At 65.5% G+C, this 25,258-nt stretch carries 26 protein-coding genes and 3 pseudogenes; 19 read left to right on the forward strand and 10 right to left on the reverse strand.

All coding sequences use genetic code 11. The features are described from left to right. Positions 1-115 precede the first annotated feature (115 nt). Positions 116-268 (forward strand): annotated as a pseudogene (locus ACSFCA_RS06920) (JAB domain-containing protein); the annotation flags it as partial. Continuing rightward, the gene (locus ACSFCA_RS06925) at positions 268-924 is read left to right on the forward strand and encodes a Smr/MutS family protein (protein WP_258353344.1); all 657 of its coding nucleotides are present in this window, start codon (positions 268-270) and stop codon (positions 922-924) included. The pseudogene ACSFCA_RS06920 and the gene ACSFCA_RS06925, both read left to right, overlap by 1 nt. An 11-nt stretch (positions 925-935) precedes the next feature. On the opposite strand, the gene ACSFCA_RS06930 is transcribed toward ACSFCA_RS06925, so the two are convergent. From ACSFCA_RS06930 to fabV, 3 genes are read right to left on the reverse strand one after another with little or no spacing between them, the layout of a single operon-like run. Next, positions 936-2,159, reverse strand: coding sequence for an NAD(P)/FAD-dependent oxidoreductase (locus tag ACSFCA_RS06930; RefSeq protein WP_435459423.1), 1,224 nt, complete (start codon positions 2,157-2,159; stop codon positions 936-938). A gap of 38 nt (positions 2,160-2,197) precedes the next feature. After that, the gene (locus ACSFCA_RS06935; RefSeq protein ID WP_093057971.1) at positions 2,198-2,617 is read right to left on the reverse strand and encodes a group II truncated hemoglobin; all 420 of its coding nucleotides are present in this window, start codon (positions 2,615-2,617) and stop codon (positions 2,198-2,200) included. A gap of 27 nt (positions 2,618-2,644) precedes the next feature. Then, positions 2,645-3,841 carry an enoyl-ACP reductase FabV gene (fabV, locus tag ACSFCA_RS06940; RefSeq protein ID WP_435459422.1) on the reverse strand — a complete coding sequence of 399 codons (1,197 nt, stop codon included), beginning with the start codon at positions 3,839-3,841 and terminating at the stop codon, positions 2,645-2,647. A 186-nt stretch (positions 3,842-4,027) separates the two neighbouring features. Here fabV and ACSFCA_RS06945 point away from each other — a divergent pair, with 186 nt between their 5' ends. The 8 genes and pseudogenes from ACSFCA_RS06945 (at position 4,028) to ACSFCA_RS06980 (ending at position 10,625) form a co-directional block, all read left to right on the forward strand. Beyond that, on the forward strand, positions 4,028-4,855 hold the full coding sequence (locus ACSFCA_RS06945) for an ABC transporter substrate-binding protein (protein ID WP_435459421.1): 828 nt from the start codon (positions 4,028-4,030) through the stop codon (positions 4,853-4,855). Positions 4,856-4,943: 88 nt separating this feature from the next. Next, positions 4,944-5,639 carry an amino acid ABC transporter permease gene (locus tag ACSFCA_RS06950; protein WP_258353340.1) on the forward strand — a complete coding sequence of 232 codons (696 nt, stop codon included), beginning with the start codon at positions 4,944-4,946 and terminating at the stop codon, positions 5,637-5,639. A 13-nt stretch (positions 5,640-5,652) separates the two neighbouring features. Next, on the forward strand, positions 5,653-6,363 hold the full coding sequence (locus tag ACSFCA_RS06955; RefSeq protein ID WP_435459420.1) for an amino acid ABC transporter permease: 711 nt from the start codon (positions 5,653-5,655) through the stop codon (positions 6,361-6,363). After that, complete coding sequence (locus tag ACSFCA_RS06960; protein ID WP_435459419.1) at positions 6,360-7,103, forward strand: amino acid ABC transporter ATP-binding protein; 744 nt, start codon at positions 6,360-6,362, stop codon at positions 7,101-7,103. Before ACSFCA_RS06955 ends, ACSFCA_RS06960 begins: the two co-directional genes overlap by 4 nt. After that, positions 7,100-8,101, forward strand: a complete 1,002-nt coding sequence (locus tag ACSFCA_RS06965) for an isopenicillin N synthase family dioxygenase (RefSeq protein ID WP_435459418.1) — start codon at positions 7,100-7,102, stop codon at positions 8,099-8,101. The genes ACSFCA_RS06960 and ACSFCA_RS06965 overlap by 4 nt, the downstream gene beginning before the upstream one ends. A 486-nt stretch (positions 8,102-8,587) precedes the next feature. Beyond that, positions 8,588-8,803 carry a hypothetical protein gene (locus ACSFCA_RS06970; RefSeq protein ID WP_435459417.1) on the forward strand — a complete coding sequence of 72 codons (216 nt, stop codon included), beginning with the start codon at positions 8,588-8,590 and terminating at the stop codon, positions 8,801-8,803. 137 nt (positions 8,804-8,940) lie between these two features. Next, positions 8,941-9,204 (forward strand): annotated as a pseudogene (locus tag ACSFCA_RS06975) (helix-turn-helix domain-containing protein); the annotation flags it as partial. Positions 9,205-9,678: 474 nt separating this feature from the next. Then, positions 9,679-10,625 (forward strand): annotated as a pseudogene (locus tag ACSFCA_RS06980) (IS3 family transposase). Between the two features lie 120 nt (positions 10,626-10,745). Here the strand turns inward: ACSFCA_RS06980 and ACSFCA_RS06985 are convergent. The 3 genes from ACSFCA_RS06985 to ACSFCA_RS06995 all read right to left on the reverse strand — a co-directional run bounded on the left by ACSFCA_RS06985 (position 10,746) and on the right by ACSFCA_RS06995 (position 13,031). Next, complete coding sequence (locus ACSFCA_RS06985; protein WP_435459416.1) at positions 10,746-10,934, reverse strand: hypothetical protein; 189 nt, start codon at positions 10,932-10,934, stop codon at positions 10,746-10,748. Beyond that, on the reverse strand, positions 10,931-11,617 hold the full coding sequence (locus ACSFCA_RS06990) for an HAD family hydrolase (RefSeq protein WP_435459415.1): 687 nt from the start codon (positions 11,615-11,617) through the stop codon (positions 10,931-10,933). The genes ACSFCA_RS06985 and ACSFCA_RS06990 overlap by 4 nt, the downstream gene beginning before the upstream one ends. A gap of 73 nt (positions 11,618-11,690) precedes the next feature. After that, a complete protein-coding gene (locus ACSFCA_RS06995) occupies positions 11,691-13,031 on the reverse strand; it encodes an MFS transporter (RefSeq protein WP_258353336.1) in 1,341 nt (446 codons plus the stop codon). 179 nt (positions 13,032-13,210) lie between these two features. Here ACSFCA_RS06995 and cyoA point away from each other — a divergent pair, with 179 nt between their 5' ends. From cyoA to trhA, 8 genes are read left to right on the forward strand one after another with little or no spacing between them, the layout of a single operon-like run. Next, a complete protein-coding gene (gene cyoA / locus ACSFCA_RS07000; RefSeq protein ID WP_093077606.1) occupies positions 13,211-14,236 on the forward strand; it encodes a ubiquinol oxidase subunit II in 1,026 nt (341 codons plus the stop codon). Between the two features lies 1 nt (position 14,237). Further along, positions 14,238-16,241, forward strand: coding sequence for a cytochrome o ubiquinol oxidase subunit I (gene cyoB / locus ACSFCA_RS07005; protein ID WP_435459414.1), 2,004 nt, complete (start codon positions 14,238-14,240; stop codon positions 16,239-16,241). Beyond that, positions 16,234-16,887: a cytochrome o ubiquinol oxidase subunit III gene (gene cyoC, locus ACSFCA_RS07010; protein WP_258353333.1), complete on the forward strand. Its 654-nt coding sequence runs from the start codon at positions 16,234-16,236 to the stop codon at positions 16,885-16,887. Before cyoB ends, cyoC begins: the two co-directional genes overlap by 8 nt. Then, the gene (cyoD, locus tag ACSFCA_RS07015) at positions 16,884-17,282 is read left to right on the forward strand and encodes a cytochrome o ubiquinol oxidase subunit IV (protein ID WP_258353332.1); all 399 of its coding nucleotides are present in this window, start codon (positions 16,884-16,886) and stop codon (positions 17,280-17,282) included. Before cyoC ends, cyoD begins: the two co-directional genes overlap by 4 nt. Continuing rightward, positions 17,282-18,079: an SURF1 family protein gene (locus tag ACSFCA_RS07020; RefSeq protein ID WP_435459413.1), complete on the forward strand. Its 798-nt coding sequence runs from the start codon at positions 17,282-17,284 to the stop codon at positions 18,077-18,079. Before cyoD ends, ACSFCA_RS07020 begins: the two co-directional genes overlap by 1 nt. Beyond that, positions 18,036-19,469 carry an ATP-binding protein gene (locus ACSFCA_RS07025; protein WP_435459412.1) on the forward strand — a complete coding sequence of 478 codons (1,434 nt, stop codon included), beginning with the start codon at positions 18,036-18,038 and terminating at the stop codon, positions 19,467-19,469. Before ACSFCA_RS07020 ends, ACSFCA_RS07025 begins: the two co-directional genes overlap by 44 nt. Beyond that, the gene (locus ACSFCA_RS07030; RefSeq protein ID WP_435459411.1) at positions 19,450-19,995 is read left to right on the forward strand and encodes a response regulator transcription factor; all 546 of its coding nucleotides are present in this window, start codon (positions 19,450-19,452) and stop codon (positions 19,993-19,995) included. The genes ACSFCA_RS07025 and ACSFCA_RS07030 overlap by 20 nt, the downstream gene beginning before the upstream one ends. A 36-nt stretch (positions 19,996-20,031) precedes the next feature. Next, the gene (trhA, locus tag ACSFCA_RS07035) at positions 20,032-20,721 is read left to right on the forward strand and encodes a PAQR family membrane homeostasis protein TrhA (protein ID WP_177142429.1); all 690 of its coding nucleotides are present in this window, start codon (positions 20,032-20,034) and stop codon (positions 20,719-20,721) included. Positions 20,722-20,727: 6 nt separating this feature from the next. Here trhA and ACSFCA_RS07040 read toward each other — a convergent pair whose 3' ends face one another. From ACSFCA_RS07040 to ACSFCA_RS07050, 3 genes are all read right to left on the reverse strand, one after another. Beyond that, positions 20,728-20,952 carry a SlyX family protein gene (locus ACSFCA_RS07040; protein WP_007839244.1) on the reverse strand — a complete coding sequence of 75 codons (225 nt, stop codon included), beginning with the start codon at positions 20,950-20,952 and terminating at the stop codon, positions 20,728-20,730. Positions 20,953-21,017: 65 nt separating this feature from the next. Beyond that, positions 21,018-21,914: an SDR family NAD(P)-dependent oxidoreductase gene (locus tag ACSFCA_RS07045; protein WP_435459410.1), complete on the reverse strand. Its 897-nt coding sequence runs from the start codon at positions 21,912-21,914 to the stop codon at positions 21,018-21,020. Positions 21,915-21,959: 45 nt separating this feature from the next. After that, entirely contained in the window at positions 21,960-22,703 is a 744-nt protein-coding gene (locus ACSFCA_RS07050; protein ID WP_435459409.1) for an SDR family oxidoreductase, read from the reverse strand. A 123-nt stretch (positions 22,704-22,826) separates the two neighbouring features. Between ACSFCA_RS07050 and ACSFCA_RS07055 the strand changes: the two genes are divergently transcribed. Further along, a complete protein-coding gene (locus ACSFCA_RS07055; RefSeq protein WP_435459408.1) occupies positions 22,827-23,723 on the forward strand; it encodes a LysR family transcriptional regulator in 897 nt (298 codons plus the stop codon). A 1-nt stretch (position 23,724) separates the two neighbouring features. Here the strand turns inward: ACSFCA_RS07055 and ACSFCA_RS07060 are convergent, their stop codons facing one another. Next, entirely contained in the window at positions 23,725-25,236 is a 1,512-nt protein-coding gene (locus ACSFCA_RS07060) for an MFS transporter (protein WP_435459407.1), read from the reverse strand. Positions 25,237-25,258 lie beyond the last annotated feature (22 nt).

Below are 25,258 nucleotides of genomic sequence, written 5' to 3' on the forward strand. Positions count from 1 at the left end.
TGCGGCGCGCCGGGCTACTCGCCTCTGAAAGAGGCTTGGGCTGCTCGGGCAGTTCCCAGTGTTCGGCGACTCGTCAGATCAGGCAACCCTGTTGACACTCTCCAATGCAACCTAACACCCGAGCGGCAACATCGAGCCCTCGCGTGCCGACGAGTCGCTCACGCAAACGCTGCGAGCCGCCCTGGCGCTGGTGGACGTGCGGGTGCTCGACCACATCATCGTGAGCCCCGGGCAGAGTTTCTCGATGGCCGAGAGGGGACTGCTCTGATGGCCTCGCGCGCGCCCTCACTCAAGAACCTCGCAGACCTCAAGCAGGTGCAGCGCGTGCTCGCCGAAACCCGCGAGCGCGAAGCCGCCGAGGCCGCCGCCAAGGCAGCGGCCGAACGCAAGCGCGCTGCCGAGAAAGACCTGTTCGCCCGAGCCATCGGCGCCACCGAACCATTGCGCCGCAAGGCCGCCGTGCCGCTCGCGCCGGAGCCGCCCGCGCCCATCCCCGTGCAGCATCAGCTCGACGAGCAGCGCGTGCTGCGCGAGTCGCTCTCCGACGAGTTCGACGTGACCACGCTGCTCGACGTGGACGACGCCATGAGCTTCCGCCGCCCCGGCATCGGCACCGACGTGACGGCGCGGCTGCGCAAGGGCGACTGGGCGATCCAGGCGCAGGTCGACCTGCACGGGCTGCGCAGCGACGAGGCGCGCGAAGCGCTCGGCGGCTTCATCCGCACTGCTTACAAGCAGGGGCTGCGCTGCGTGCGCGTGGTGCACGGCAAGGGCCTAGGCTCGCCGGGCAAGCAGCCTGTGCTGAAGACCAAGACCCAGCGCTGGCTGATCCAGAAGAACGAAGTGATCGCCTTCGTACAGGCCAAGCCTGCTGAAGGCGGGGCCGGCGCACTCGTCGTGCTGCTGGCGCCCGCGCGGCGCTGAGCCGCTTCTCCTCAGGCCAGCAGGTTCTTCAGCGGCACCGCCGCATCCGCCACTGCCGCCGCATCAGGGCTGCGCCCCGCTTCGAGCAGCTTGCGGCTCATCATGTGATCGACCGGCGCATTCACCGACTCGACGCACACGAGCTGCCCGTCGACGTAATGGAACAGCGAGAACGCATCGGGCTTCGGCCCCGCGCGGCGCACGCTGCTCAGGCCCGGCGTGCCTTCGGCCGGCATCAGGCCCACCATCTGCAGCCGCATGCCGCCCTGGTCGGACCAGAACCACGCGACCGCGTCATGCGTGCGCGCAGCGCCGGTCAGCGTGGCCACTGCCGTTCGTGCCTGGTCGTTGGCGTTCTGCACCGATTCGAGCCGCAGCGCGCGGCCCGCGCGGCGATCAGGGAAGCGCGTGCAGTCGCCCACCGCGAGCACGTCGGCCGCGCTGGTCTGCATGTGGCCGTCGACCACGATGCCGTCCGCGCATTCGATGCCGGCTGCTTGCGCGAGCGCGGTCTCAGGAACGGCGCCGATACCGAGCAGCAGCAGATCGACAGGCTGCTTCACGCCGTTGACCTGCACCGACACCAGCCGGTCGCCTTCGACTTCGAATGCGCCGGTCTGCGCGCCGAGCACGATGTCGATGCCGGCCGCGCGGTGCGTAGCAAGCACGTGCGCCGACAGCTCGGGCGAGACGGCGCGCCCCAGCAGGCGCGGCGCGCTCTCGATCACCTGCACCGACTTGCCCAGCGCCTTGGCGGTGGCCGCCACTTCGAGCCCGATGAAACCGCCGCCGAGAACCGTCACATGTTCGGCCGCCGCGAGCCGCGTGCGCAGGCGATGCGCTTCGTCGGCCGCGCGCAGGCTCGCGACGTTTTCCAGGCCCGGCTTCAGGTCGGGCATCTGGCGCGCGCGTGTGCCGGTGGCCAGCACCAGCTGCTGCCACGGCAAGATCGCGCCCGAACGCAGCGTGACGGTGTGCGCCACGCGGTCGATGGCCACGGCGGCATCGCCCAGGTGCAGCGTGATGCCCGCTTCGCGATACCAGTCAGCGGCCTTGTGCGGCTGCGTGGTTTCTTCCGCGCTCTTGAGAAAGGCCTTGGACAGCGGCGGGCGGTGATACGGCTCGCAGGCCTCTTCGCAGACCAGGTGCACGCGCGCGCCCTGCCCGGCTTCAGCAAGGCCCGCGCAGAGCTGGGCCGCGGCGTGGCCGCCGCCGATGATGACGATGGAATTCATGGAGAAGCGTCTTTCGAAATCGTTGTGTGGTCGGTCAGTCACTCGCCGCGGTTGCGCATCCAGTCGGCTGTCTTGAAGAAGGAGTCGCGCAGACGTTCGCGCAAGTCTTCCGGCACGCCCGTCTCGCCCATCGCCTGGTCCATGCAGGCCAGCCACTGGTCGCGCTCCTTGATGCCGATGGTGTGGCCGCCGATGCTCTGCGGCAGGTGGCGCGCGCGCAGCATCGGATGGCCGAAGCGGTCGGTGTAGTGCTGCGGCCCGCCGAGCCAGCCGCACAAAAACCAGAACAGGCGCTGGCGCGCGTTGTCGAGGCTGGTGCCGTGCACTGCGCGCAGCTGCGCATAGGCGGGCTCGAGGTCCATCAGGTCGTAGAAGCGCTCGACCAGCGCCTCTACCTTCGGTTCGCCGCCGATCCAGTCGAACGGCGTGCCGGCGGGCGGCTTTTCTTGAATCTGCATGGGCGGGAGTATCCCTCCGGGCGCTTGCTAGACCTGCACGAGGTCTGGAATGGCCACGTCAGGGTTCACGTCGGCCTCGTAGTCCACGCCCTCCACCGCGAAGCCGAAGAGGCGCAGAAACTCGGTCTTGTAGCCCGCGAAATCGGTGAGCTCGTCGAGGTTGTCGCCGGTCACTTGCGGCCAGAGCTCCAGCACGCGAGCCTGTACCTGCGGCGCCAGTTCCTTGTAGTCCGCGCGCAGGCGGCCTTCCTCGTCGATGTGCGGCGTGCTGCCGTAGACGCTTTCCGCAAAGAGCCCGTGCACCTGCTCGATGCAGCCCTCGTGCGTGCCCTGCGCCTTCATCACCTTGAACAGCAGCGACAGGTACAGCGGCATCATCGGAATGGCCGAGCTGGCCTGCGTGACGACCGCCTTCAGCACCGACACGCGTGCATCGCCGCCCTTGGCCGCCAGTTGCGCGCGAATGCCCAGCACCTTCTGGTCCAGGTCCTTCTTGGCGGCGCCAATGGAGCCGTTCCAGTAGATGTCGTGCGTGATCTGCTCGCCCAGGTAGGTGAAGGCCGTGGTCTTCGCGCCGTCGGCCAGCACGCCGGCCTGCTGCAGCGCGTCGATCCACATCTGCCAGTCTTCGCCGCCCATCACGGCCACGGTGTTGTCGATTTCTTCTTGTGTCGCGGGTTCGAGCACCGTTTCCTTCACGGTCCCGCTGTCGGTGTCGAGGCCACGCAGGCTCACAGACTTGCCGATGGGCTTGAGCACCGAGTTGAAGACCTGGCCGGTCTTCGGATGCGTGCGGCGCGGCGCGGCCAGGCTGTAGACGACGAGGTCGACCTGGCCGAGGTCGGCGCGGATGGTGTCGATGACCTGCTGCTTCACCGCATCGGAGAAGCCGTCGCCGTTGATGCTCTTCGCGTAGTGGCCTTCGGCTGTCGCGGCGCGATGGAAGGCGGCGGTGTTGTACCAGCCGGGCGAGCCGGGTTTGGTCTCGCTGCCCGGGCGCTCGAAGAACACGCCTAGCGTGTCGGCGCCGCAACCAAAGGCAGCTGTGATGCGCGCAGCCAGGCCGTAGCCGGTCGATGCGCCGATCACCAGCACCTTCTTCGGTCCGCCCGCGATGGGCCCCTGGGCCTTGACGTAGTCGATCTGCTGCCTGACGTTGGCTTCACAGCCGGTGGGATGGGTCGTGACGCAGATGAAGCCGCGCACGCGGGGTTTGATGATCATGAGGATCTCGCTGGATGAGATGCAGGAAGAAAACGGCGGGAGCACGTTTTTGGCGCCGCGAATTTAACCCAGCCCGTAATAACCGCCTTCAGCTTGTCCATATGCATATGTCGATTGACGATTTAATAATCAGGGGTTTTATTGATATGGTTCGACCCTGAATTTCCTTTAGGAGAGAGACAACCCATGCGCCACACCCTGCTCACCGCGGCCGTCGCCGCTTCCACCTTCCTGCTCGGCACCGTCGCCCACGCCGACCAGTTGGCCGACATCAAGAAAAAGGGCGAACTGGTCGTCGGCGTGCTCGGCACCGACGAGCCCGCGACCTTCGTCGATCCGAAGACGCGCCAGATCGTCGGCTACGAAGTCGACCTGGTAAACGCCATCGCCAAGAAGATCGGCGTGAAGCCTGTGCTCAAGCAGATCGCGGTGGCCGCGCGCATTCCGGAACTGCAGCAAGGTCACGTGGACCTGGTGGCAGCCGGCCTCACGCACAACAAGGAGCGCGAGGCGCAGATCGACTTCTCTCTCACCACCTTCGTCACCGGCCAGAAGGCCATCGTGAAGAAGGACAGCGGCATCAACGAGGTGCCGCAGCTCGCGGGCAAGAAGGTGCTGACCATCCGCGGCGGCACGCAGGAGCCCAACATCCGCAAGGCCGTGCCCAACGTCGAGGTCGTGACCTTCGACACCAGCCAGCAGGCCTTCCAGGCACTGCAGCAGGGCAAGGGCGTGGGCTATGTGGACGACGAGGCCGCGCTGCTGCGCAGCTACGCCAAGCTGGGTCCGCAGAAGGCGCAGTACGTGGTGCTCAAGCAGAACCTGAGCACCGAAGCGCTGGCCATCGGCATCAAGAAGGGCGAGACCGGCCTGAAGGCCGTGGTGGACGACACGCTGCGCGAACTCGAGAAGTCGGGCGAAGCGCAGAAGATCTTCATCAAGTGGTATGGCCCGACGACGGCTTCGGGCTTCCAGACGCGCGACTTCAAGCTCGACTCCGACAAGATCGACTGAGCCCGCGTTTCTCCTTCCCCCGCTGGGGGAAGGCCGGGATGGGGGCTCGCGGCCCCGGCCCTTCGCGGCGGTGATACTGTCGCCCCCCATGCCCCTGTTCGACTATTCCTTGCTGCTGACCGGCAAGTACCACGACATGCTCATCGCGGGCCTGCTGCTGTCGCTGCAGTTGCTCGCGGCCGCGCTGGTGCTGGCGCTGCCCATCGCGCTGATGGTGGCGCTGCTGCGGCTGTCGCCCTTCGCGCCGCTGCGCTGGCTGGGCTTTGCGTACGTGGAGTCGATCCGCAACATCCCGCTGCTCGCCCACATGTTGTTCTGGTACTTCGGCGCACCCGAGCTGCTGCCCGAAGGCATCAAGCAATGGCTCTACGCGGGGCACATCGAGGCCTACAGCGCGGTGATTGCGCTGGCGCTGTACACGGCGGCCTTCATGGCGGAAGACATCCGCAGCGGCATCCGCGCGATTCCTTCCGTGCAGTTCGAGGCCGGACGCGCGATGGGCTTCAGCTATCTGGCCACCATGCGCCGCGTGGTGCTGCCGCAGGCGCTGCGCGTGACCATTCCGCCGCTCATCTCACAGACGCTGAGCCTCTGGAAGAACACATCCATCGCCACCGTGATAGGCGTGGCCGAGCTGATGTACCAGGCGGGCCAGGTCGAGAGCGCAACCTTCCGCAGCTTCGAGTCTTTTGCGTTCGCGAGCGCGGCGTATCTGACGGTGTCGCTCGCAATCACTGGGCTTGCCACCTGGTACCACCACCGGTATCCGGTGCGAACGATCTGAAGGCGTTGATGCGATGCTAGAAATCATCAACGACTACTGGGTCTACTTCCTCATCGGGCAGTACCCCAACGGCCCGCTCGGCGGGCTGGTGCTCACGCTGCTGCTGGCCTCCTGCGGGCTCGTGCTGGCATTGCCGCTGGGCATCCTTCTCGGGCTGGCGCGCGTGAGCCCGTGGCGCTGGCTGCGCTGGCCAGTCACGGGCTTCGTGTTCGTGGTGCGCGGACTGCCGCTGCTGATGGTGATCTTCTGGGCTTACTTCTTCCTGCCCAGCGTCACCGGCGTGAAGACCGACCAGTTCACCACCATGCTGATCGCGCTCGTGGTGTTCGACGCCGCCTACCTCGCCGAGATCGTGCGCGCCGGCATCCAAGGCCTGCCGCGCGGGCAGATGGAAACCGCCCGCGCGCTGGGCCTGGGCTACGGCCGCGCAATGCGGCTCGTGGTGCTGCCGCAGGCGCTGCGCAGCATGCTGCCCTCGCTGGTGAACCAGTTCGTCTCGACCATCAAGGAGACCTCGCTGGGCTACATCATCGGGCTGGCCGAGGTGTCGTTCATCGCGACGCAGATCAACACGCAGGTGTTCACCAAGCCCGCGCAGATCTACCTGATTCTTGGCGGGACGTACTTCATTCTCTGCTTCGGCCTGTCGCGCTTTGCCTACTGGCTGGAACGCCGGCTCGCGCGCCGCGGCATCTCTACAGCCACCGCCAAGGTGTCCGCATGATCGAACTCGAAAAAGTCAACAAGTGGTACGGCAGCTACCACGCGCTGGTCGACATCAGCGAGACCATCCACAAGGGCGAAGTCGTCGTGGTGTGCGGGCCATCGGGGTCGGGCAAGTCGACGCTGATCCGCACCTTCAACCGGCTGGAGCCGATCCAGTCGGGCCGCATCGTCGTCGACGATCAGGACATCCATGCGCCGGGCCTCGACGTGAACGCCTTCCGCTCGCGCATCGGCTTTGTGTTTCAGCAGTTCAACCTGTTCCCGCACCTCACGGTGCTGCAGAACTGCACGATGGCGCCGATGCAGCTGCGCGGCCTCACGCGCAAGGAGGCCGACGAGCGCGCGATGGCGCTGCTGCACCGCGTGGGCCTGTCGAACAAGGCCAACGCATGGCCCAGCGAGCTGTCGGGCGGCCAGCAGCAGCGCGTGGCGATTGCACGCGCACTGGCAATGCAACCGCCGCTGATGCTGTTCGATGAACCCACCAGCGCGCTCGACCCCGAGATGGTCGGCGAGGTGCTGCTGGTGATGCGCGACCTCACGCGCGACGGCATGACGATGGTGTGCGTGACGCACGAGATGGGCTTCGCGCGCGAGGTGGCCGACCGCGTGCTGTTCATGGACGAAGGCAAGGTGCTGGAGCGCGCCACGCCCGACGACTTCTTCAACCGGCCGCAGCATCCGCGCGCGCAGCAGTTCCTGTCCGACATCCGATCGCCTTTTGCGAGAGACGCATGACCGACACCACCCTCCCCCTCATCGACGTCGCGCCGCTCGTGGCCGGCACGGCCGAGCGCGACGCCGTCGCCGCGCAGATCGGCGCCGCCTGCCGCGCGCACGGCTTTTTCTACGTGACCGGCCACGGCGTCGATGCGACGCTGGTGAAGCGGCTCGAAGACCTGAGCCACCGCTTCTTCGAGCTGCCCGAAGAAACCAAGATGCAGTGGCGCATGGCCCTCGGCGGGCGCGCCTGGCGCGGCTTCTTCCCGCTCGGCGGCGAGCTGACCTCGGGCCGGCCCGACTGGAAGGAAGGCCTCTACCTCGGCACCGAGCTGCCCGCCACGCACCCGCTGGTGCAGGCGAAGACGCCTGTGCACGGGCCGAACCTGTTTCCCGACGTGCCGGGCTTTCGCGAGACCATCCTCGAGTACATGGCGGCCGTCACGCAGTTGGGCCACCGGCTGATGGAAGGCATCGCGCTGAGCCTCGGCCTGGGCGCGGACTATTTCTCCCAACGCTACACGGCCGACCCGCTGATCCTGTTCCGCCTCTTCAACTACCCGACACAGGCTGTGCCCGAAGGCCTCGACGTGCAGTGGGGCGTGGGCGAGCACACCGACTACGGGCTCCTCACGATGCTGCATCAGGACAACATCGGCGGCCTCGCGGTGCACACGCCCGCCGGCTGGATCGACGCGCCGCCGGTGGCTGGTTCGTTCGTCTGCAACATCGGCGACATGCTCGACCGCATGACCGGCGGGCTCTACAAGTCGACGCCGCACCGCGTGAAGCGCAACACCTCGGGGCGCGACCGGCTGTCGTTTCCGCTGTTCTTCGACCCGAACTTCGAGGCGCGCGTGCAGCGCATCGAAGGCCTCGCAGGTGCCGATGCGCGTGACGACAGCGCCGAACGCTGGGACCGCGCCAACGTGCACGCCTTCAGCGGGCGCTACGGCGACTACCTGCTCGCGAAGGTGTCGAAGGTGTTCCCGCAGTTGCGCGACGAAGTGCTCTGAGCGGCCGGCGCCGGCGCCGGCACGGGCTCGTTGAGGAAGGCGTCTTCCCAGCGTTCGATTTCGGCATCGGGGTCGGAAATGGGTACGAGCTTGTCGCGCGGCAATAGCTCTAGAACCTGGGAACAGTTAGGAATAGAGCTATTCCCTGCAAGACGAGTAGCGATGGAGGTCCGGGGGAGGGGCGGGATGGGTCGAAAGGTTGTGGATAACTTGACGCTGGCGCGAGCTAGAGGCGGCCGACGTACTGTATGCCATAGCTGAGCACGCCAAGCAGGACGCCGACTTCAGGCCTTAGAAGAGTTCGAGCACTACTCGTTGGCACGCGAGTGTCGGTGAGCTCAACTACCAGATCGCGTGCACAGGTCCGTGCTTCATGTATACGTGCTCAAACCGGGGGGGCGGCGGCGGAGCTGTGAATATGGCCATGCACCTCCTGCGACTCAATTTCAATGGCGCTGTTGCAGTGATCAAGGCCAAGCAGCTCTGATGCGCCTTCTGTCGTCCACCAAGGAACTGATCATCAGCGGACGTTCCTATCCCGGCTTTCCCATCTTGTTGTGGGACAGCATGGAAAGCTGTACTGAGACCAACGAGTTTTTCCGCTACTACCTTTTTTGCGGCGCCATCGCACATGCGAAAAGATGCTTATTCATCGCCGCAGATTTTGCAGTTTCTATAGCGGACCAAATTTTCTTCCTCTAGCCCTCCAAACAAATCAAATCTGAATCTGCGATGTTGTTTACCGTCGAAAATTGACCCAGCTAGCGCAGTAATTTCCGTCTAAGACTGACCCACGTAAAACCCTACCCTGCTGTTTTTTAAAGCAGGGGATCCTAGGAGTGATAGACGTGGCGACATTGAGTGTCATCAGACGTTGGGCCCTGCGCGAGCAGATGTCCATCCGCGAGATAGCCAGGCGTACAGGCCTGTCTCGCAACACCGTAAAGAAGTACCTGCGAGGCGGCGAAGAAATGCCGCGCTACGCCAAGCGGACGGGCTCGAGCAAGCTCGATCCCTATGCCGAGAAGCTCGCGACCTGGCTCGCGATCGAGGCCACCAAATCGCGGAAACAGCGGCGCAATCTGCGGCAGATCCACACAGACTCGCCTGTTGGTGAACTTTTCGGTCGGTTTTTGTTGGCTATTTACGCCAATTATTTAACGGGACTCAACGCAGCACATGCCTCGGCATCCCGGGCCTGTGACCGTCGTTTGGCTTTTTTCATGCGCTTCGTATTCTGAAAGAATTGCTTCAATCAGTTCGTTCGATTCAACCAAGGTGGCGTCTTCCTTCATACATATCTCCATGTGTAGGAAAGTTTTAAAGAGAATGGAAATCATTCTCAAATGTGAGGTTAGCTTTCTTTGATGGCAATTCGTACAGAATTCCTGCCCGCAATGAGGAAAAGGCGTAATTAATTCACGAAACTGATGATGAAATGGAGATTTAACAATGCGGACAAAATACTCAACAATAGAGATTGAATGTCAATAATACTGACAACAACTGTTGCAAAGGCCTGCTTAGGGCGTACTAACTGAAGGTCAATAAAGTCCGTTTTCATAAGAAGAACGGACATGAAGAAAAGCAAATTCACCGATGAGCAGATCATCGGATTTCTCAGGCAGGCAGAAGGCGGTACGTCGGTCAAGGAACTGTGCCGGCTGGGTGGCTACAGCGACGCGACCTCCTACAAGTAGCGGCGCGCCAAATTCGGCGGCATGCATACCAGCGAGGCCGCGCGGCTGTGCGAGATCGAGAGCGAGAATGCCAAGCTCAAGAAGCTGGTGGCCGCAGCCCAACTGCACATCGAAGCGCTGAAGGTGGGCTTCGGGGTTAAGCGCTGCCCCCGCCGGCCAGGCGCGAGGTGACTGCCAGGATGGTCCAGGAACTGTCCATCAGCGAGCGCCGAATCGATGCGCAAACGCTGCAAGGTCAAACGTCCCGCTGGTGAGCGCCAGCCGCTTGCTAAGCGGTCGCCATGTCAACGACATCTGGAGCGTGGACTTCGTGATGGACGCACTGGCTAACGGCCGGCGCATCAAGTGCTTGACGATGGTGGATGACTTCCGCCACAAGTGCCTAGACATCGCGCAGCGGACCACGGCATGGGCGACGAGTACATCGTCCGTTTGCTGGATCAGGCAGCGCAGTTCCGCGGCTACCCGCTGGCCATCCGCACCGACCAGGGCCGGAGTTCACCAGTCGGGCCTTCATGCCCTGGGCGGCGGCACGCGGCGTGCGGCGCCTGCTCAACGATGCTGGGTGCCCGACGCAGAACGCCTACATCGAGAGCTTCAACGGCAAGTTCCGCGACGAATGCCTGAACGAACAGTGGTTCGAGACGCTTGTGCAGGCCAGGCAGAAAATAGCCCGCTGGCGGCGCGACTACGACGAGGTGCAGCCCCACAGCTCACTGAGGCGCATCCCACCAGCCAGATTCGCCGCCTTGCATCGCCAGCGCGCTGGCGATGCAAGGCAGTCACCGGAGATCAAGCAATCGCCCAAACCTTGGACTCGCTAACTCAACGTTGGCACACCTGAAGGGGGCAGGCCAGCTCGACTGCGTAGTCAAGCCAGCGTGGAAAACATTACCTGAGCTAATTCATTGATAGAAAACGAATTCTGTCGACCTAATGATTAGCTACGCTCCAAAAGCGTTGAAGGTCCAGCCCTCGAACAGCACGTCGTAGTACGTGCCGGGCAGGTAGCGCTCGCTTGGCGCCTCGTAGGGTGGCGAAACCACTTCCACGATCCGGCCCACCGCACACTCCGTGAAGGGCGACGCCAGGCAGCTGTCGACCACATGGCAGAGCGTGCCGATCTTGATCATGAGAGCCTTGTTGCGGCCTCGGCGGGAAACCAGCGCGGCAGGTGCGGCACCGCTTCGTGCAGCGACTCGAGCACATGGAAGGCTCGCTCGATGATGGATGCGGGCGGGTGCTTGAGGTCGGGCACGACCACGACCCGCATGCCCGCAGCCAGCGCCGCCTTGGCGCCGTTCTCGCTGTCCTCGAAGGCGATGCATTCCGCCGGGTCCACGCCCAGCCGTTCGGCTGCGAGCAGGTAGAGCGCCGGATCGGGCTTGGCGCGCGCAACCTCGTCTCCGCCCGCAAAAGCTGAAAAATGGTGCAGCACGCCGAGGCTGCCAAGGCAAGCCTGGATCTGCCCGCTGGTCGACGACGAAGCAACAGCGCAGCGCGTGCCGCGTTCGCGCAGCGCGCTCAGGAATTCAGCCGCGCCTGGCTTGATGGGAAACAGCGGTGCACCGTCCGAACGCTCCAGCTGCAGGCGCTGGCGGACATGGGCCACGGCGTGGTTGTAGGCGTCCGAACCGCCCAGCAGCGACGCGAGGATGTGTTCGGACTCGGTCATGGCCAGCCCGACGACCTGCAGGTACTGGCTGTGCGAAAGCTCGATGTCGAGCGTGCGGGCGGCCTCGATCCAGGCGGCCATGATGGGGCGTTCCGAATCGATCAGCAGCCCGTCCATGTCGAAAATTGCGGCGGCGAACATCGGGGCATCCTAATGAAAAAGGGGCCGAAGCGGCCCCTTTTGAAAGAAACAGTGGCAGCTGCTGCCTTGCCGGTCAGTCCCGCGCCAGTGCCCGGTTCAGCGCCAGCGCGGCCAGCGTGGCGATGGCGCCCGACAGCAGGTAGATGCTGACGTAGGCCAGACCGAAGTGGGCCGACAGGCCGAGGGCAACCAGCGGCGCGAACGCCGCGCCGATCAGCCAGGCCAGGTCGGCCGTGAGCGCCGCGCCAACGTAGCGGTACTTGGGCGCGAAGTTCGAGGTCACGGCGCCAGCCGCCTGGCCGTACGACAGGCCCAGGATCACGAAGCCCAACAGAATGAAGATGTCCTGCCCGACCCGGCCGCCATCGAGCAGCGTGGGGGCGAAGCCGCTGAATGCCGCGATCACGGCAGCCAGGCCGCCCAGCGTGAAGCGTCGGCCGATGCGGTCGGCCAGCAGGCCCGAAGCCACGATGCCGGCGGCGCCGAGCACCGCGCCGATCATCTGCACGATCAGGAATTCGGTGACCGACTGGTCGGAATACAGCGTGATCCACGACAGCGGGAACACCGTGATCAGGTGGAACAGCGCATAGCTGGCCAGCGCGGCGAAGGCGCCGATCAGCAGGTTGGCGCCCTGCGAGCGAACCAGTTCGCTCACGCTGGTGGGCTCCAGTTCACGCTCTTCGAGCAGGCGCGAGTATTCGTCGGTGGCCACCAGGCGCAGGCGGGCGAACAGCGCCACCACGTTGATCGCGAAGGCCACGTAGAAACTGTAGCGCCAGCCCCAGTCGAGGAAGTCTTCGGACGGAAGGCTCGAATACAGGTAAGCGAACAGCGCGCTGGCAATGAAGAAGCCGATGGGCGCGCCCAGCTGGCCCAGCATGGCGTACCAGCCGCGGCGGTTGGCCGGGGCGTTCAGCGCGAGCAGCGAAGGCAGGCCGTCCCAGGAAGCACCCAGCGCCAGGCCCTGGCCGAAGCGGAACACCGACAGCAACACGATTGCCGTGAAGCCCAGGCTCGCATAGCCCGGCAGGAAGGCGATGCCGGCGGTGGAGGTGCCCAGCACGAAAAGTGCCGACGTGAGCTTGGCCTCCCGCCCGAATCGTCGCTGGATGACCATCGAGATGACAGTTCCGAACGGACGCGCGATGAAGGCGAAGGAGAAGATCAGGAACGAATAGAGGACGCCCTCGAGGTGCTGCTCGAACGGAAAGAAGACCGCCGGGAACACCAGTACCGAGGCGATACCGTAGACGAAGAAGTCGAAATATTCGGAGGCGCGGCCGATGATCACGCCGACCGCGATCTCGCCGGGGGCGATGTGCGAGTGGTCGTCGCCCTGCCGGGCGCCGCCGTGCTCGGGCGAGTTCGGCAGCGGCTGTGCGCCTTGCGGACTGATGCTGGACGTCGTCATTGCTTGCTGTAATTCAGGTGTCACGCCGGGGCGCGACACCATAAGACCATGGAGATCCCAGAGCGTCGCACCGAATCACATTTACCGCCATAGGACAAAACGTCCAATAGGCGAAACCCGTCTTCAGGCGTAGATTGTGGGGTCTTTTTGCGTCGCCCCTGCACCTCTTTTCCTTCGGCATGCACATCCTCAAGAACCTTCGCCGATCACTCCTGCTGCTTTCCGCCATGCTCCTGGCGGGCTGCAACACGGTGCTGATGAACCCATCCGGCGACATCGCCAATCAGCAGGGACGCCTCATCGTCGTCTCCACCGTGCTGATGCTGATCATCATCATCCCGGTGATCGCCCTGACCATCTTCTTTGCCTGGCGCTATCGCCAGTCGAACAAAGAGGCCACCTACAGCCCCGACTGGGACCACTCGACCCAGCTCGAACTGGCGATCTGGGCGGCGCCGCTGCTCATCATCATCGCGCTGGGCGCCATCACCTGGATCAGCACCCACACGCTCGACCCCTACCAGCCGCTGCGCCGCCTCGACGCCCAGCGCGCGATTCCGGCCGAAACCAAGCCGCTGGTGGTCGAAGTGGTGGCACTCGACTGGAAGTGGCTCTTCATCTACCCCGAGCAGGGCATCGCCACGGTGAACGAACTAGCCGCCCCGGTGGACCGCCCGATCAGCTTCAAGATCACGGCCTCTTCGGTGATGAACTCCTTCTTCATCCCCGCGCTGGCCGGCCAGATCTACGCCATGCCGGGCATGGAAACCAAGCTGCACGCGGTGATCAACAAGCCGGGCGAGTTCGAAGGCTTCTCCGCCAACTACAGCGGCGCCGGCTTCTCGGGCATGCGCTTCAAGTTCCATGGCCTGAGCAACGGCGACTTCGACCAGTGGGTCCAGAAGGTCAAGGCCGGCAAGGACGGCGAACTCACGCGCGATCTCTACAAGAAGCTCGAAGTGCCGAGCGAGCGCGAACCCGTGCGCCACTACGCCGCCGTGGACCCCGCCCTGTACGACGCCATCCTCAACCTGTGCGTGGACCGCAACAAGATGTGCATGAAGGAAATGATGGCCATCGACGCCGACGGCGGCATGGGCAAGCCCGGCGCCTTCAACGTTGCCACCAAGCAAGCCTGGCAGGTCGATTCACTCGATACACCCAAGCGCAAGTACGTCACCGCGATGTGCACCACCGAAGAATAAGATGTTGCAGAACCTAGACCTGACGAAGCTCGTCTTCGGCCGCCTCACCTGGGAGGCGATTCCCTTCCACGAACCGATCCTGCTCGCGACCTTCGCGGGCGTGGTGCTGGGCGGCATCGCCGTTCTCGGCGCACTGACCTACTTCAAGCTGTGGGGCATGCTGTGGCGCGACTGGATCACCAGCATCGACCACAAGAAGATCGGCATCATGTACATCATCCTGGGCCTGGTGATGCTGCTGCGCGGCTTCGCTGACGCGCTGATGATGCGGGCCCAGCAGGCAATGGCCTTCGGCGACAACGCCGGCTTCCTTCCGCCGCACCACTACGACCAGGTCTTCACCGCCCACGGCGTGATCATGATCTTCTTCGTGGCGATGCCGCTGGTCACGGGCCTCATGAACTTCGTGGTGCCGCTGCAGATCGGTGCGCGCGACGTGGCCTTCCCTTTCCTGAACAACTTCAGCTTCTGGATGACCACCTTCGGCGCCGGCCTCGTGATGGCGTCGCTGTTCGTGGGCGAGTTCGCCAAGACCGGATGGCTGGCCTACCCGCCGCTGTCGGGCATTCTCTTCAGCCCCGACGTGGGGGTCGACTACTACATATGGTCATTGCAGATAGCGGGGGTCGGAACCTTGCTCTCTGGCGTGAACCTGCTGGCAACCATCGTGAAGATGCGCGCGCCCGGCATGACGATGATGAAGATGCCCGTGTTCACCTGGACCGCGCTGTGCACCAACGTTCTGATCGTTGCAGCCTTCCCGGTGCTGACCGCCGTGCTGGCCCTGCTGTCGCTCGACCGCTACGTCGGCACCAACTTCTTCACGAACGACCTCGGCGGCAACGCCATGATGTACGTGAACCTGATCTGGATCTGGGGCCACCCCGAGGTGTACATCCTGATCCTGCCGGCCTTCGGCATCTTCTCGGAAGTGGTCTCCACCTTCTCCGGCAAGCGCCTCTTCGGCTACGCCTCGATGGTGTACGCCACGGTCGTGATCACCATCCTGTCGTACCTCGTCTGGCTGCACCACTTCTTCACCATGGGCTCCGGCGCCAGCGTGAACTCGTTCTTCGGCATCACGACGATGATCATCTCGATCCCGACGGGCGCGAAGATCTTCAACTGGCTCTTCACCATGTACCGCGGCCGAATCCGTTTCGAGCTGCCCATGATGTGGACCATCGGCTTCATGATCACCTTCGTGATCGGCGGCATGACCGGCGTGCTGCTGGCCGTTCCCCCGGCCGACTTCGTGCTGCACAACAGCCTGTTCCTGATCGCCCACTTCCACAACGTGATCATCGGCGGCGTGCTGTTCGGCATGCTGGCGGGCATCACCTACTGGTTCCCGAAGGCATTCGGCTACAAGCTCGACCCGTTCTGGGGCAAGTGCTCGTTCTGGTTCTGGATCGTCGGCTTCTGGTTCGCCTTCATGCCGCTGTACATCCTGGGCCTGATGGGCGTCACCCGCCGCATGAACCACTTCCAGGACATGTCGCTGCAGATCTGGTTCCAGGTTGCCGCCTTCGGCGCCGTGCTGATCGCGCTGGGCATCGCCTCGTTCATCATCCAGCTGGTGGTGAGCTTCATTCGCCGCGAATCGCTGCGCGACACCACGGGCGACCCGTGGAACGGCCGCACGCTCGAATGGTCGACTTCGTCGCCCCCGCCGGCCTACAACTTCGCGTTCACGCCGCGCGTGCATGACAACGACGCCTGGTCCGACATGAAGGCCCGCGGCTACCAGCGTCCGCTGGAAGGCTTCAGCCCGATCCACATGCCCAAGAACACGGCCGCCGGCTTCATCATCGCGGCGCTGGCCGCAGTGGGTGGCTTCGCAATGATCTGGCAGATGTGGCTGGTGGCCGGCATCGGCTTCGTCGTCATGCTCGCCGCAGTGATCATCCACACGTTCAACTACAAGCGCGACTATCACATCCCCACGGAAGAAGTCGTCAGCACCGAAGACGCGCGCACGCGCCTGCTAGCTGCCCATGTCTAACACCACCGCTCTTTCCGCCGGCAGCGCCGGCCATGCGTCGAACGCGCCCGCGTTCGAGGTCTTCAACGTCCGCAACGAAGACCACCATCCCGAGAACGGCACGCTGCTGGGCTTCTGGCTCTACCTGATGAGCGACTGCCTCATCTTCGCGTGCCTGTTCGCGGTGTACGGCGTGCTGGGCCGCAGCTACGCGGCCGGCCCCTCGGGCGCCGACCTGTTCGACCTTCCGCTGGTGGCAATCAACACCTCGCTGCTGCTGCTGTCGTCCATCACGTACGGCTTTGCCGTACTCGAGATGCAGAAGCGCCGCATGGGCGCCGTGCTGGTCTGGCTGGCCATCACCGGCCTGCTGGGCGCGGGCTTCATCGGCCTGGAGCTGTACGAGTTTGCGCACCTGATCCACGAAGGCGCGGGCCCGCAGCGCAGCGCCTTCCTCTCGTCGTTCTTCGCGCTGGTGGGCACCCACGGCCTGCACGTGACCTTCGGCATCGTCTGGCTCATCGTGCTGATGATCCAGCTGCCCAAGCACGGCTTCACCGCCGCCAACCGCCGCCGCCTGATGTGCCTGTCGATGTTCTGGCACTTTCTGGACGTGGTCTGGATCGGCGTCTTCACCTTCGTGTATCTGATGGGATCGCTGCAATGAGCGCGCACACCGAAACCGCCGGCCACGGCGCACATGGCCATGACAGCCACGACGATGGCCCGGTGAGCCACAGCACCTTCAAGGGCTACATGACCGGCTTCGTGCTGGCCGTGATCCTCACCGCCATTCCGTTCTGGCTCGTGATGGCCAAGGTCTTCGACAAGCCCAACACCACCGCCCTCGTCATCCTGGCCTTCGCCGTGGTGCAGATCGTGGTGCACATGGTGTACTTCCTGCACATGGACGCCAAGTCCGAAGGCGGCTGGAACATGCTGGCGCTGATCTTCACGCTCGTGCTCGTGGTCATCACGCTGGCCGGTTCGCTGTGGGTCATGTACCACATGAACACCAACATGATGCCGCACTCGATGCACGACATGAAGAACATGCCCTGATGGCGGCAGCGGTCCGCCAGCGTTCCACCGCCGCGCGGGTGGCACTGGCGGTCTGCGCAGCCCTCGCCTTTGCCGGCTTCTTCGCGCTCGGTACATGGCAGGTCGAGCGCAGGGCCTGGAAGCTCGATCTCATTGCCCGCGTCGACCAGCGCGTGCATGCCCCGGCCAGCACGGCCCCCGGGCGAAACGAATGGCCCACCGTCAACGCGGCCAACGACGAATACCGGCATGTCCGCCTTGCCGGCACTTTCCTCCACGACAAAGAAACGCTGGTGCAGGCCAGCACCAAGCTCGGTGCAGGCTTCTGGGTGCTGACCCCACTGCGCAGCAGCGCCGACGGCACCGCGGTGCTGGTCAATCGCGGCTTCGTGCCGCCTGAAGCACGCGAACGCCCGGCCCGCACCGCGCCGGAGCCACAGGGCGAGACCGCTGTCGCCGGCCTGCTGCGCCTCACCGAGCCCAAGGGCGGCTTCCTGCGCAAGAACGACGCGGCTGCCGACCGTTGGTTCTCGCGCGACGTGCAGGCCATTGCCGCGGCGCGCGGCCTGAACGACGTCGCGCCCTACTTCGTCGATGCCGAGGCCGCGCCCGCGCAGGCCACGGCCAGCATCGACACCCCCGCATGGCCCGCCGCCGGCCTGACGGTCATCGCCTTTCCCAACAGCCACCTCGTCTATGCCCTGACGTGGTACGGCCTGGCCCTGATGGTGCTGGTCGCGGCCTGGTTCGTACGGCGCAGCGAAAATGCGACCCATGCCGAAGCCCGTCCTGCCCAAGATGCTCAGCGCGACGACTGACACCGCCGCGGTCGCGGGCGAGCTGCACGCTCCCCGCGCCGGTGTCGCGAGCCTAGACAACGCCACCGGCCACCAGAACATGCAGCAGCTGATACAGCTGCGCTGGTTCGCCGTGGTCGGGCAGGTGGTCACCATCCTGGTGGTGCACTACGGCTTCGCGATCCGGCTGCCGCTGGACCACATGCTGCAGGTGCTGACCTGCCTCGCGCTCTTCAACATGGTGAGCCTGCTGCGTTCGCGCAGCCACCGGCGCGTGACCAACGGCGAACTGTTCCTCGCGCTGCTGGTCGACGTGGCCACGCTCACGGCCCAGCTCTACCTGAGCGGCGGTGCGACCAACCCCTTCGTGTTTCTCTTCCTGCTGCAGGTGACGCTGGGGGCTGTGCTGCTGAAGCCCTGGTCGACCTGGACCATCGTGGTCATCACCAGCATCTGCTTTGCCGGGCTGGCGCTGTTCTCGCGCCCGCTCGCGCTGCCGCTGGACCACAACCGCGGCCTGTGGAGCCCCTACATCCAGGGCATGCTGGTGTGCTTTGCGCTGAACGCCGCGCTGCTCGTGATCTTCATCACCCGCATCGGCCGCAACCTGCGTGCGCGCGACGCCCGGCTGGCCGACCTGCGCCAGCGCGCCTCGGAAGAAGAACACATCGTGCGCATGGGCCTGCTGGCTTCGGGTGCGGCGCACGAGCTGGGCACGCCGCTGGCCACGCTGGCGGTGATCCTGGGCGACTGGCGCCGGCTGCCGCACTTCAGCTCCGACCCCGAGCTGCTGACCGAGGTGGCCGAGATGGAGCTGCAGATCCAGCGCTGCAAGAGCATCGTGAGCGGCATCCTGCTGTCGGCCGGCGAGGCGCGCGGCGAGTCGTCGGAAGAAACCACGGTCAGCACCTTCCTCGACGACCTGATCGAAGAGTGGCGCACCACCCGCCCCGTGGAAGACTTCGAGTACGACAACCGCTTTGGCCGGGACCTGCCCATGGTCTCCGACTCGGCCCTCAAGCAGATGATCTGCAACGTGCTCGACAATGCGCTGGAGGCGTCGCCGCACTGGCTGCGCCTCGAGGCGGCGCACGACGCCGACGCGCTGACGATCACGGTCACGGACGCAGGCCCCGGCTTCCTGCCGGCCATCCTGAAGGAGTTCGGCAAACCCTATCAGTCGAGCAAGGGCCGCCCTGGCGGCGGGCTGGGGCTGTTCCTGGTCGTGAACGTGGCGCGCACTGTCGGCGGCCGCGTCGCGGCGGCCAACCGGCCCGAGGGTGGCGCCATCGTGAAGATCACGCTGCCGCTCGCGGCCATCGTGCTGGAAGAAGAGGCGGAAGAGGACGACGAAAAGGTCCTCGACGGCGAGACCATCGAAGTGGAAGGCAATGACCGAAACCGAAGCTGAGCGCCAGTTGCTGATCGTCGAGGACGACGATGCCTTCGCGCGCGCGCTCGGCCGCTCCTTCGAGCGCCGCGGCTATGCCGTAACGCAGGCGGGCAACCTCGCGGAAGTCGAGGCCCTGCTGGCTACCGCGTCGCCCGGCTATGCGGTGGTCGACCTGAAGCTCAACGGCGAAGCCTCGGGCCTGGCCGCCGTGCAGATGCTGCACCGGCACAACCCCAAGACGCTGATCGTGGTGCTGACGGGCTTCGCCAGCATCGCCACCGCGGTGGAAGCCATCAAGCTCGGCGCCTGCCACTACCTGGCCAAGCCGTCGAACACCGACGACATCGAGGCCGCCTTCGGCCGCGCCGCCGGAACTACAGAGGTCGAGCTGACCAACCGCTCGACCTCGATCAAGACGCTCGAATGGGAGCGCATCCACGAGACGCTGGCCGAAACCGGCTTCAACATCTCGGAGACCGCGCGCAGGCTCGGCATGCACCGGCGTACGCTGGCGCGCAAGCTGGGCAAGCAGCAGGTCAAGTAGGCAACCACTACATCCCTTCATCTGCATGAGGTCCCGATGACGACAGCTCCTTCCCAGACGCAACCCTCGCAGCGCACCTCCGTGCTGGCAGCCCGCGACCAGACGGCGATGGAAGAACTCTTCAATGCCCTGAGCCACGGCCTGGGCCTGGCGCTGGCCATCGCCGCGCTGCCGATCCTGGTCTACAACGCGGTGCAGAAGGGGCAGGCCGCGGGCGTGGTCGGCGCCTGTCTTTTCGCGGGCACGGCCATCGTGCTGTACCTGATCTCCACGCTGTACCACGCGCTGCCCATGGGCCGGGCCAAGGCCTGGTTCAACCGGCTGGACCACGCGGCCATCTACCTGTTCATCGCCGGCAGCTACATGCCCTTCCTGTTCGGCGTGCTGCGCGGGCCGCTGGGGTGGACGCTGTTCGGCGCCATCTGCGCAGCGGCGGTGCTGGGCGTGAGCGCCAAGCTGTTCAACCGGCTGCAGCATCCGCTGTGGTCGACCGGGCTCTATGTGGCGATGGGGTGGATGGCGCTGATGGCTGCGGTGCCGCTGTATGAGCGCATGTCACCGGCGGGGCTGGGCTGGCTCGTGGCCGGTGGGCTCTTCTACACGGCGGGCGCCGTGGTGTTCCTGTTCGACAACAAGGTGCGCTTCGCGCATTCGGTGTGGCACCTGTTCGTGCTGGCGGGCAGCACCTGCCACTTCTTCGCCGTGCTCTGGCATTCGCACGGCTGAGCGTCTTCAATAGTGCGGTGGTAGCTCGTCGCGCGGGTTGCGCGCGGCGCCGTCCTGACCCGCGCTTTGCGCCTGCTCCTTGAGTTGCGTCACCTGCAGGATCAGCCGGTCGATCTGTTGCTGCTGCCGATAGATCGTCATGTTCAGCTGGTCGAGCAGGTCTTCGGCGTAGCTCGACTTGATCTCGAGCTCGGTCACGCGTTCTGCGAGGTCGTGGGGTGGGTTTTCCATGCCGCTATTGGACAGGAAGACCGACCCACCTTTTATGACGCCTCCCTTAGCCTCCTCTTAGCCTCTTAGCGCCGCACCTTCGCTTCGAGCAAGTCGCCCATGCCGATGCGCTTCGCGAATTCGATGCGCACGCGCTCCGACACCTCGAACACCTCCGTCGCACCGTCGCCCACGAAGTCGATCAGCGAACGCATCGGCCGCGCACCGGCGGGCAGGCCCACGATGCGCACGATCTCGTCGGCCACGGCTTGCGGGTCGGCGTTGTCGGGCGTCAGCGCCGACAGGCGTTCGCCGATCTGGTCCATCACGCCGTCGTAGCGGCTGTAGGCGGCGGCGATCGCGGCATCGGCCGGCTTGCCCGCGCTCGGGAAATGGTCGGTGCCCCGAGTGAAGGCGCCGGGCACGACGATGGAAGTCTCGATGCCGAAGCGCGCGATCTCGTAGGCCAGCGTGACGGCCAGCGAATCCATCGCAGCCTTGGCCGCGCCATAGGGGCCCATGAACGGCGGAAAGCCGCCCTTGGTGGTGGTGCTGCTGATCCACAGCATCAGCCCCGACTCTTGCCTGCGCAGGTACGGCAGCACCGCGCGGTTCACGCGCTGCGCGCCGAGCACGTTGGTGTCGAACACCTTCACGATCTCTTCGGGCGTGAAGGCCTCCGTCGGCCCGACGACCAGGTGGCCGGCGTTCTGCATCACCACGTCGAGGTGGCCCTGCTCGCGCACGATGGTCGCGGCGGCGGCATCGGCCGAGTCCTGCGAGAGCACGTCGAGTTCGAGCGGGTGCAGCTGGATGTTCTTCGCCGCGGCCAGCGAGCGCAGTTCGGCAGCGCGGCCGGCATTGCGGCCCGCGATGTCGCGCATCGACGCGTAGACGACGTGGCCGGATTCGGCCAGCGATTGCGCGCTGAGCTTGCCGATGCCGGTGCCAGCACCGGTGACGAGGATGATCTGCTTTTGCATGAGGTTTCTCCGTATGGGTTGGGTTGATCCGAGAAAGGGGATGGCTCAGGCGATGCCGCCGTTGGCGCGCAGGACCTGCCCGTTGACCCAGCCCGCATCCGGACCGGCGAGGAAGGCCACCACCGAGGCGATGTCCTCGGGCTGGCCGAGGCGCTGCAGCGGCGGCATCTTCGCGAAGGTCTGGATCTGTTCTTCGGTTTTGCCGTCGAGGAACAGCGAGGTGGCGATCGGGCCCGGCGCCACGGCGTTCACCGTGATGTTTCGGCCGCGCAGTTCCTTGGCAAAGACGTGCGTAAAGGCCTCGACCGCCGCCTTGGTGGCGTTGTAGATCGCATAGCCGGGCATGTTCAGCGCGAGCGTGGTGCTCGAGAAATTGACGACGCGGCCGCCCTCGTTGAGGCGCGTGGCGGCTTCGCGCAGCGTGTTGAAGGTGCCGCGCACGTTGATGTCGAAGGTCTGGTCGTAGAGCGCGTCGGTGTGCTCGGCCAGCGGCACGGTCTTGAGCACGCCGGCGTTGTTGACCAGCACGTCGACCTTGCCTAGCTGCGCCTCGACGGCGTCGAACATGGCGCGCACTTCGCCAGCGCTGGCCACGTCGGCCTTGACCGCGAAGGCCTTGCCGCCGGCGGCCTGCAGTTCGGCGACGAGAGCGTCTGCCTGCGCCGGGCTCGACGCGTAGTTGACGGCGACCGCGAAGCCGTCTTTGGCAAGACGCCGTGCGATGGCGGCGCCGATGCCGCGCGATGCGCCGGTGACGAGGGCGACTTTGGAGTTGGAGGGCTGGTTCATGGCTGTTTCCTTTGCAGTGGTGGGTTGGTGAGACGAATCTTCGATCGTTCCGATCCAAAGATAATTAGCCTCCAATCGCCATTACCATTCCATTTACTTCAACAATAGATCCCGAGCCCGGCCATGGACCGCTTCCAGGAAATGCTGGCCTTCGTGCGCATCGCCGAGCGCCAGAGCTTCACGCAGGCGTCCGAAGACCTGCAGATTCCACGCGCCACCGTCACCAACCTGATCAAGCGCGTGGAGCAGCGCCTGGGCACCCGGCTGCTGGAGCGCACCACCCGCACCGTGCGCCTCACGCAGGACGGCGAGGCCTACTACCGCCGCTGCGTGCGGCTGCTGGCCGACGTGGAAGAGGCCGAGGGCCTGTTCCGCGACGAGGCGCCCAAGGGCCTGCTGCGCGTGAACCTGCAGGGCACGCTGGCACGGCATTTCGTGGTGCCCGCGCTGCCGGTTTTCCTGGCGCGCTACCCTGACTTGGAACTGCACATCGGCGAAGACGACCGGCTGGTCGACCTGGTGCGCGAAGGCGTCGACTGCGTGCTGCGCGCGGGCACGCTGCAAGATTCGTCGATGGTCGGGCGGCGCGTGGCGCTGCTGCCGCAGGTCACGGTCGCGAGCCCGGCCTATCTGGCGCAGCATGGCGAGCCCGAAAGCCCGGAAGCGCTTTCACAGCACCGCGCCATCCACTACATCTCCAGCGCCACGGGCAAGGCAGTGCCGCTCGAATTCACGGTCGACGGGCGGGTGACGACCGTGCAGCTGGGCGGCATCGTCTCGGTGACGGGCGCCGACCTGTACACCGGCTCGGCCGTCGCGGGCCTGGGGCTGGTGCAAGTGCCGCGCTACCGTGTGGCCGCGGAGCTGGCGGACGGGCGACTGAAGGTGCTGCTGCCCGGCTTCGCGCCGCCGCCGATGCCGGTCTCGGTGCTCTATGCGCAGAACCGGCAGTTGTCGTCGCGGGTGCGAGTGTTCACGCAATGGCTGCGCGACATATTCGAGATCGCCGAAAAGGCCTGAGTCAGCAGGTCGTTGACTCCAGCGCCACGGCCCCTGCCTCGGCATGCGTCTCGCCGCGCAGGAACGCGAACACGACGAGCGCCGTCATCACCGTCACGCCTGCCAGCACGCACAGCAGCGTGCCGAATGCGGCGCCATAGGCATGCAGCAGCGCCGCGCGGTCCAGTCCTGGCAGCAAGGCCAGCGCCTGAGACAAATCCCCGGTCGTGACACGCTGCGCCGCCTGCGATGCGGCGGCGGCATGCCCCAGCTGCACCGTCACCAGCGCCGTCAATCCAGCTCCGACCAACGCCAGCGCGATCCCCTCCCCGGCCACCCGCACGGTGTTGAAGATGCCCGAGGCCATGCCCGCCCGCTCGCGCGGCACCACGCTCACGGCCAGCCCGTCCATCAGGCCCCACGGCAGTCCGATGCCCGCGCCGATCAGCAGCAGCGGCCACACGATGTCGTGCAGCGGCGTGCCCGGCGCACAGCGGCTGAGCCAGAACAGCCCCGCCGCGCACACCAGCAGCCCCACGGCAGAGATCACGCCCGCCGAGAACCGGTGCGCGAGCGATGCCGCCAGCGTCGGCACGATGAGGATCGGCCCCGAGAGCGCGAACATGAAAGTCCCCGCCTCGATCGCGCTGCGCCCCTCCAGCCCGATGAAGCGGATCGGCAACAGCACCAGAAGCACGACGAAGCCATAGGCCGGCGCGGCAGCCAACAGTTGCACGCCCACGAAGCGCGGAAAGCGGAACAGCGACAGGTCGAGCATCGGATGCGCCACGCGCCGCTCGATGGCGATGAAGGCCGCCCCCATCAGCGCCGCGCCCGCCAGCGCGCAAAGCACCCACGGGCTGCCCCAGCCGCTGTCGGGTGCCTGCAGCACGCCGAGCGTCAGCAGGCTCAGCGCGGCGGTGAAAGTAACGGTGCCCGGCATGTCGAGCCCCATGGCGTCCGGATTGCGCGACTCGCGCATGCTCGGCGCGGCGATGCACAGCGCCACGAGGCTGACCGCGCCGGGGCTCAACATCACCGCCTGCCAGCCGAAGCTTTCGGCAAGCCAGCCCGAGAGGATGGAGCCGCACGACAGCCCCACGCCAAACGAAGTGCCGATCAGGCTGAACGCCCGCGTGCGCGCCGCGCCGTCGAACACCTGCGCCAGCGCGGCCGTGCCCGCCGCGAAGGCCGCGGCAGAACCCAGCCCTTGCAGAGCCCGAGCGAGATCGAAGGCGACGATGCCGGGGGCCAGCGTCAGCAGCGAGCTGCTCAGCGCCACCACCGCGAGCCCCAGCAGGAACACGCGCTTGCGCCCATAGGCATCGGCCAGCGCCCCGGCCGCCATCAGCGTGGCGCCGAAGCTCAGCATGAAAGCGTTGGTCACCCAGTTGAGCTGCACCGGGCTGCCGCCCAGCGCATCGCGGATCGCGGGCAGCACCACCGCCGGGCCGGTAAAGCTCAGCGGCATGCCCAGCGCCGCCAGGCAGACGGCGGCCAGCAGCCAGTTCTTGTTGAGGGAAGACGTGGACATCGAAGGCTTTCACGCAGGAGAA

This window comes from Variovorax multivorans (assembly GCF_051216835.1).
In the GTDB taxonomy this organism is placed as follows: Bacteria; Pseudomonadota; Gammaproteobacteria; order Burkholderiales; family Burkholderiaceae_C; genus Variovorax.

Bases quoted from the DNA above. Each gene is read 5' to 3' on its own strand.
- cyoD (WP_258353332.1), top strand. From the start codon at position 16,884: ATGAGCGCGCACACCGAAACCGCCGGCCACGGCGCACATGGCCATGAC.
- ACSFCA_RS07020 (WP_435459413.1), top strand. From the start codon at position 17,282: ATGGCGGCAGCGGTCCGCCAGCGTTCCACCGCCGCGCGGGTGGCACTG.
- ACSFCA_RS06945 (WP_435459421.1), top strand. From the start codon at position 4,028: ATGCGCCACACCCTGCTCACCGCGGCCGTCGCCGCTTCCACCTTCCTG.
- ACSFCA_RS06970 (WP_435459417.1), top strand. From the start codon at position 8,588: ATGCGCCTTCTGTCGTCCACCAAGGAACTGATCATCAGCGGACGTTCC.
- cyoC (WP_258353333.1), top strand. From the start codon at position 16,234: ATGTCTAACACCACCGCTCTTTCCGCCGGCAGCGCCGGCCATGCGTCG.
- ACSFCA_RS06995 (WP_258353336.1), bottom strand. From the start codon at position 13,031: ATGACGACGTCCAGCATCAGTCCGCAAGGCGCACAGCCGCTGCCGAAC.
- ACSFCA_RS07040 (WP_007839244.1), bottom strand. From the start codon at position 20,952: ATGGAAAACCCACCCCACGACCTCGCAGAACGCGTGACCGAGCTCGAG.
- ACSFCA_RS06950 (WP_258353340.1), top strand. From the start codon at position 4,944: ATGCCCCTGTTCGACTATTCCTTGCTGCTGACCGGCAAGTACCACGAC.
- ACSFCA_RS07045 (WP_435459410.1), bottom strand. From the start codon at position 21,914: ATGCAAAAGCAGATCATCCTCGTCACCGGTGCTGGCACCGGCATCGGC.
- ACSFCA_RS06985 (WP_435459416.1), bottom strand. From the start codon at position 10,934: ATGATCAAGATCGGCACGCTCTGCCATGTGGTCGACAGCTGCCTGGCG.
- ACSFCA_RS06935 (WP_093057971.1), bottom strand. From the start codon at position 2,617: ATGCAGATTCAAGAAAAGCCGCCCGCCGGCACGCCGTTCGACTGGATC.
- fabV (WP_435459422.1), bottom strand. From the start codon at position 3,841: ATGATCATCAAACCCCGCGTGCGCGGCTTCATCTGCGTCACGACCCAT.
- ACSFCA_RS07050 (WP_435459409.1), bottom strand. From the start codon at position 22,703: ATGAACCAGCCCTCCAACTCCAAAGTCGCCCTCGTCACCGGCGCATCG.
- ACSFCA_RS06960 (WP_435459419.1), top strand. From the start codon at position 6,360: ATGATCGAACTCGAAAAAGTCAACAAGTGGTACGGCAGCTACCACGCG.
- ACSFCA_RS07025 (WP_435459412.1), top strand. From the start codon at position 18,036: ATGCCGAAGCCCGTCCTGCCCAAGATGCTCAGCGCGACGACTGACACC.
- ACSFCA_RS06930 (WP_435459423.1), bottom strand. From the start codon at position 2,159: ATGAATTCCATCGTCATCATCGGCGGCGGCCACGCCGCGGCCCAGCTC.
- trhA (WP_177142429.1), top strand. From the start codon at position 20,032: ATGACGACAGCTCCTTCCCAGACGCAACCCTCGCAGCGCACCTCCGTG.
- ACSFCA_RS06990 (WP_435459415.1), bottom strand. From the start codon at position 11,617: ATGTTCGCCGCCGCAATTTTCGACATGGACGGGCTGCTGATCGATTCG.
- ACSFCA_RS07055 (WP_435459408.1), top strand. From the start codon at position 22,827: ATGGACCGCTTCCAGGAAATGCTGGCCTTCGTGCGCATCGCCGAGCGC.
- cyoA (WP_093077606.1), top strand. From the start codon at position 13,211: ATGCACATCCTCAAGAACCTTCGCCGATCACTCCTGCTGCTTTCCGCC.
- ACSFCA_RS06925 (WP_258353344.1), top strand. From the start codon at position 268: ATGGCCTCGCGCGCGCCCTCACTCAAGAACCTCGCAGACCTCAAGCAG.
- ACSFCA_RS06955 (WP_435459420.1), top strand. From the start codon at position 5,653: ATGCTAGAAATCATCAACGACTACTGGGTCTACTTCCTCATCGGGCAG.
- cyoB (WP_435459414.1), top strand. From the start codon at position 14,238: ATGTTGCAGAACCTAGACCTGACGAAGCTCGTCTTCGGCCGCCTCACC.
- ACSFCA_RS06965 (WP_435459418.1), top strand. From the start codon at position 7,100: ATGACCGACACCACCCTCCCCCTCATCGACGTCGCGCCGCTCGTGGCC.
- ACSFCA_RS07060 (WP_435459407.1), bottom strand. From the start codon at position 25,236: ATGTCCACGTCTTCCCTCAACAAGAACTGGCTGCTGGCCGCCGTCTGC.
- ACSFCA_RS07030 (WP_435459411.1), top strand. From the start codon at position 19,450: ATGACCGAAACCGAAGCTGAGCGCCAGTTGCTGATCGTCGAGGACGAC.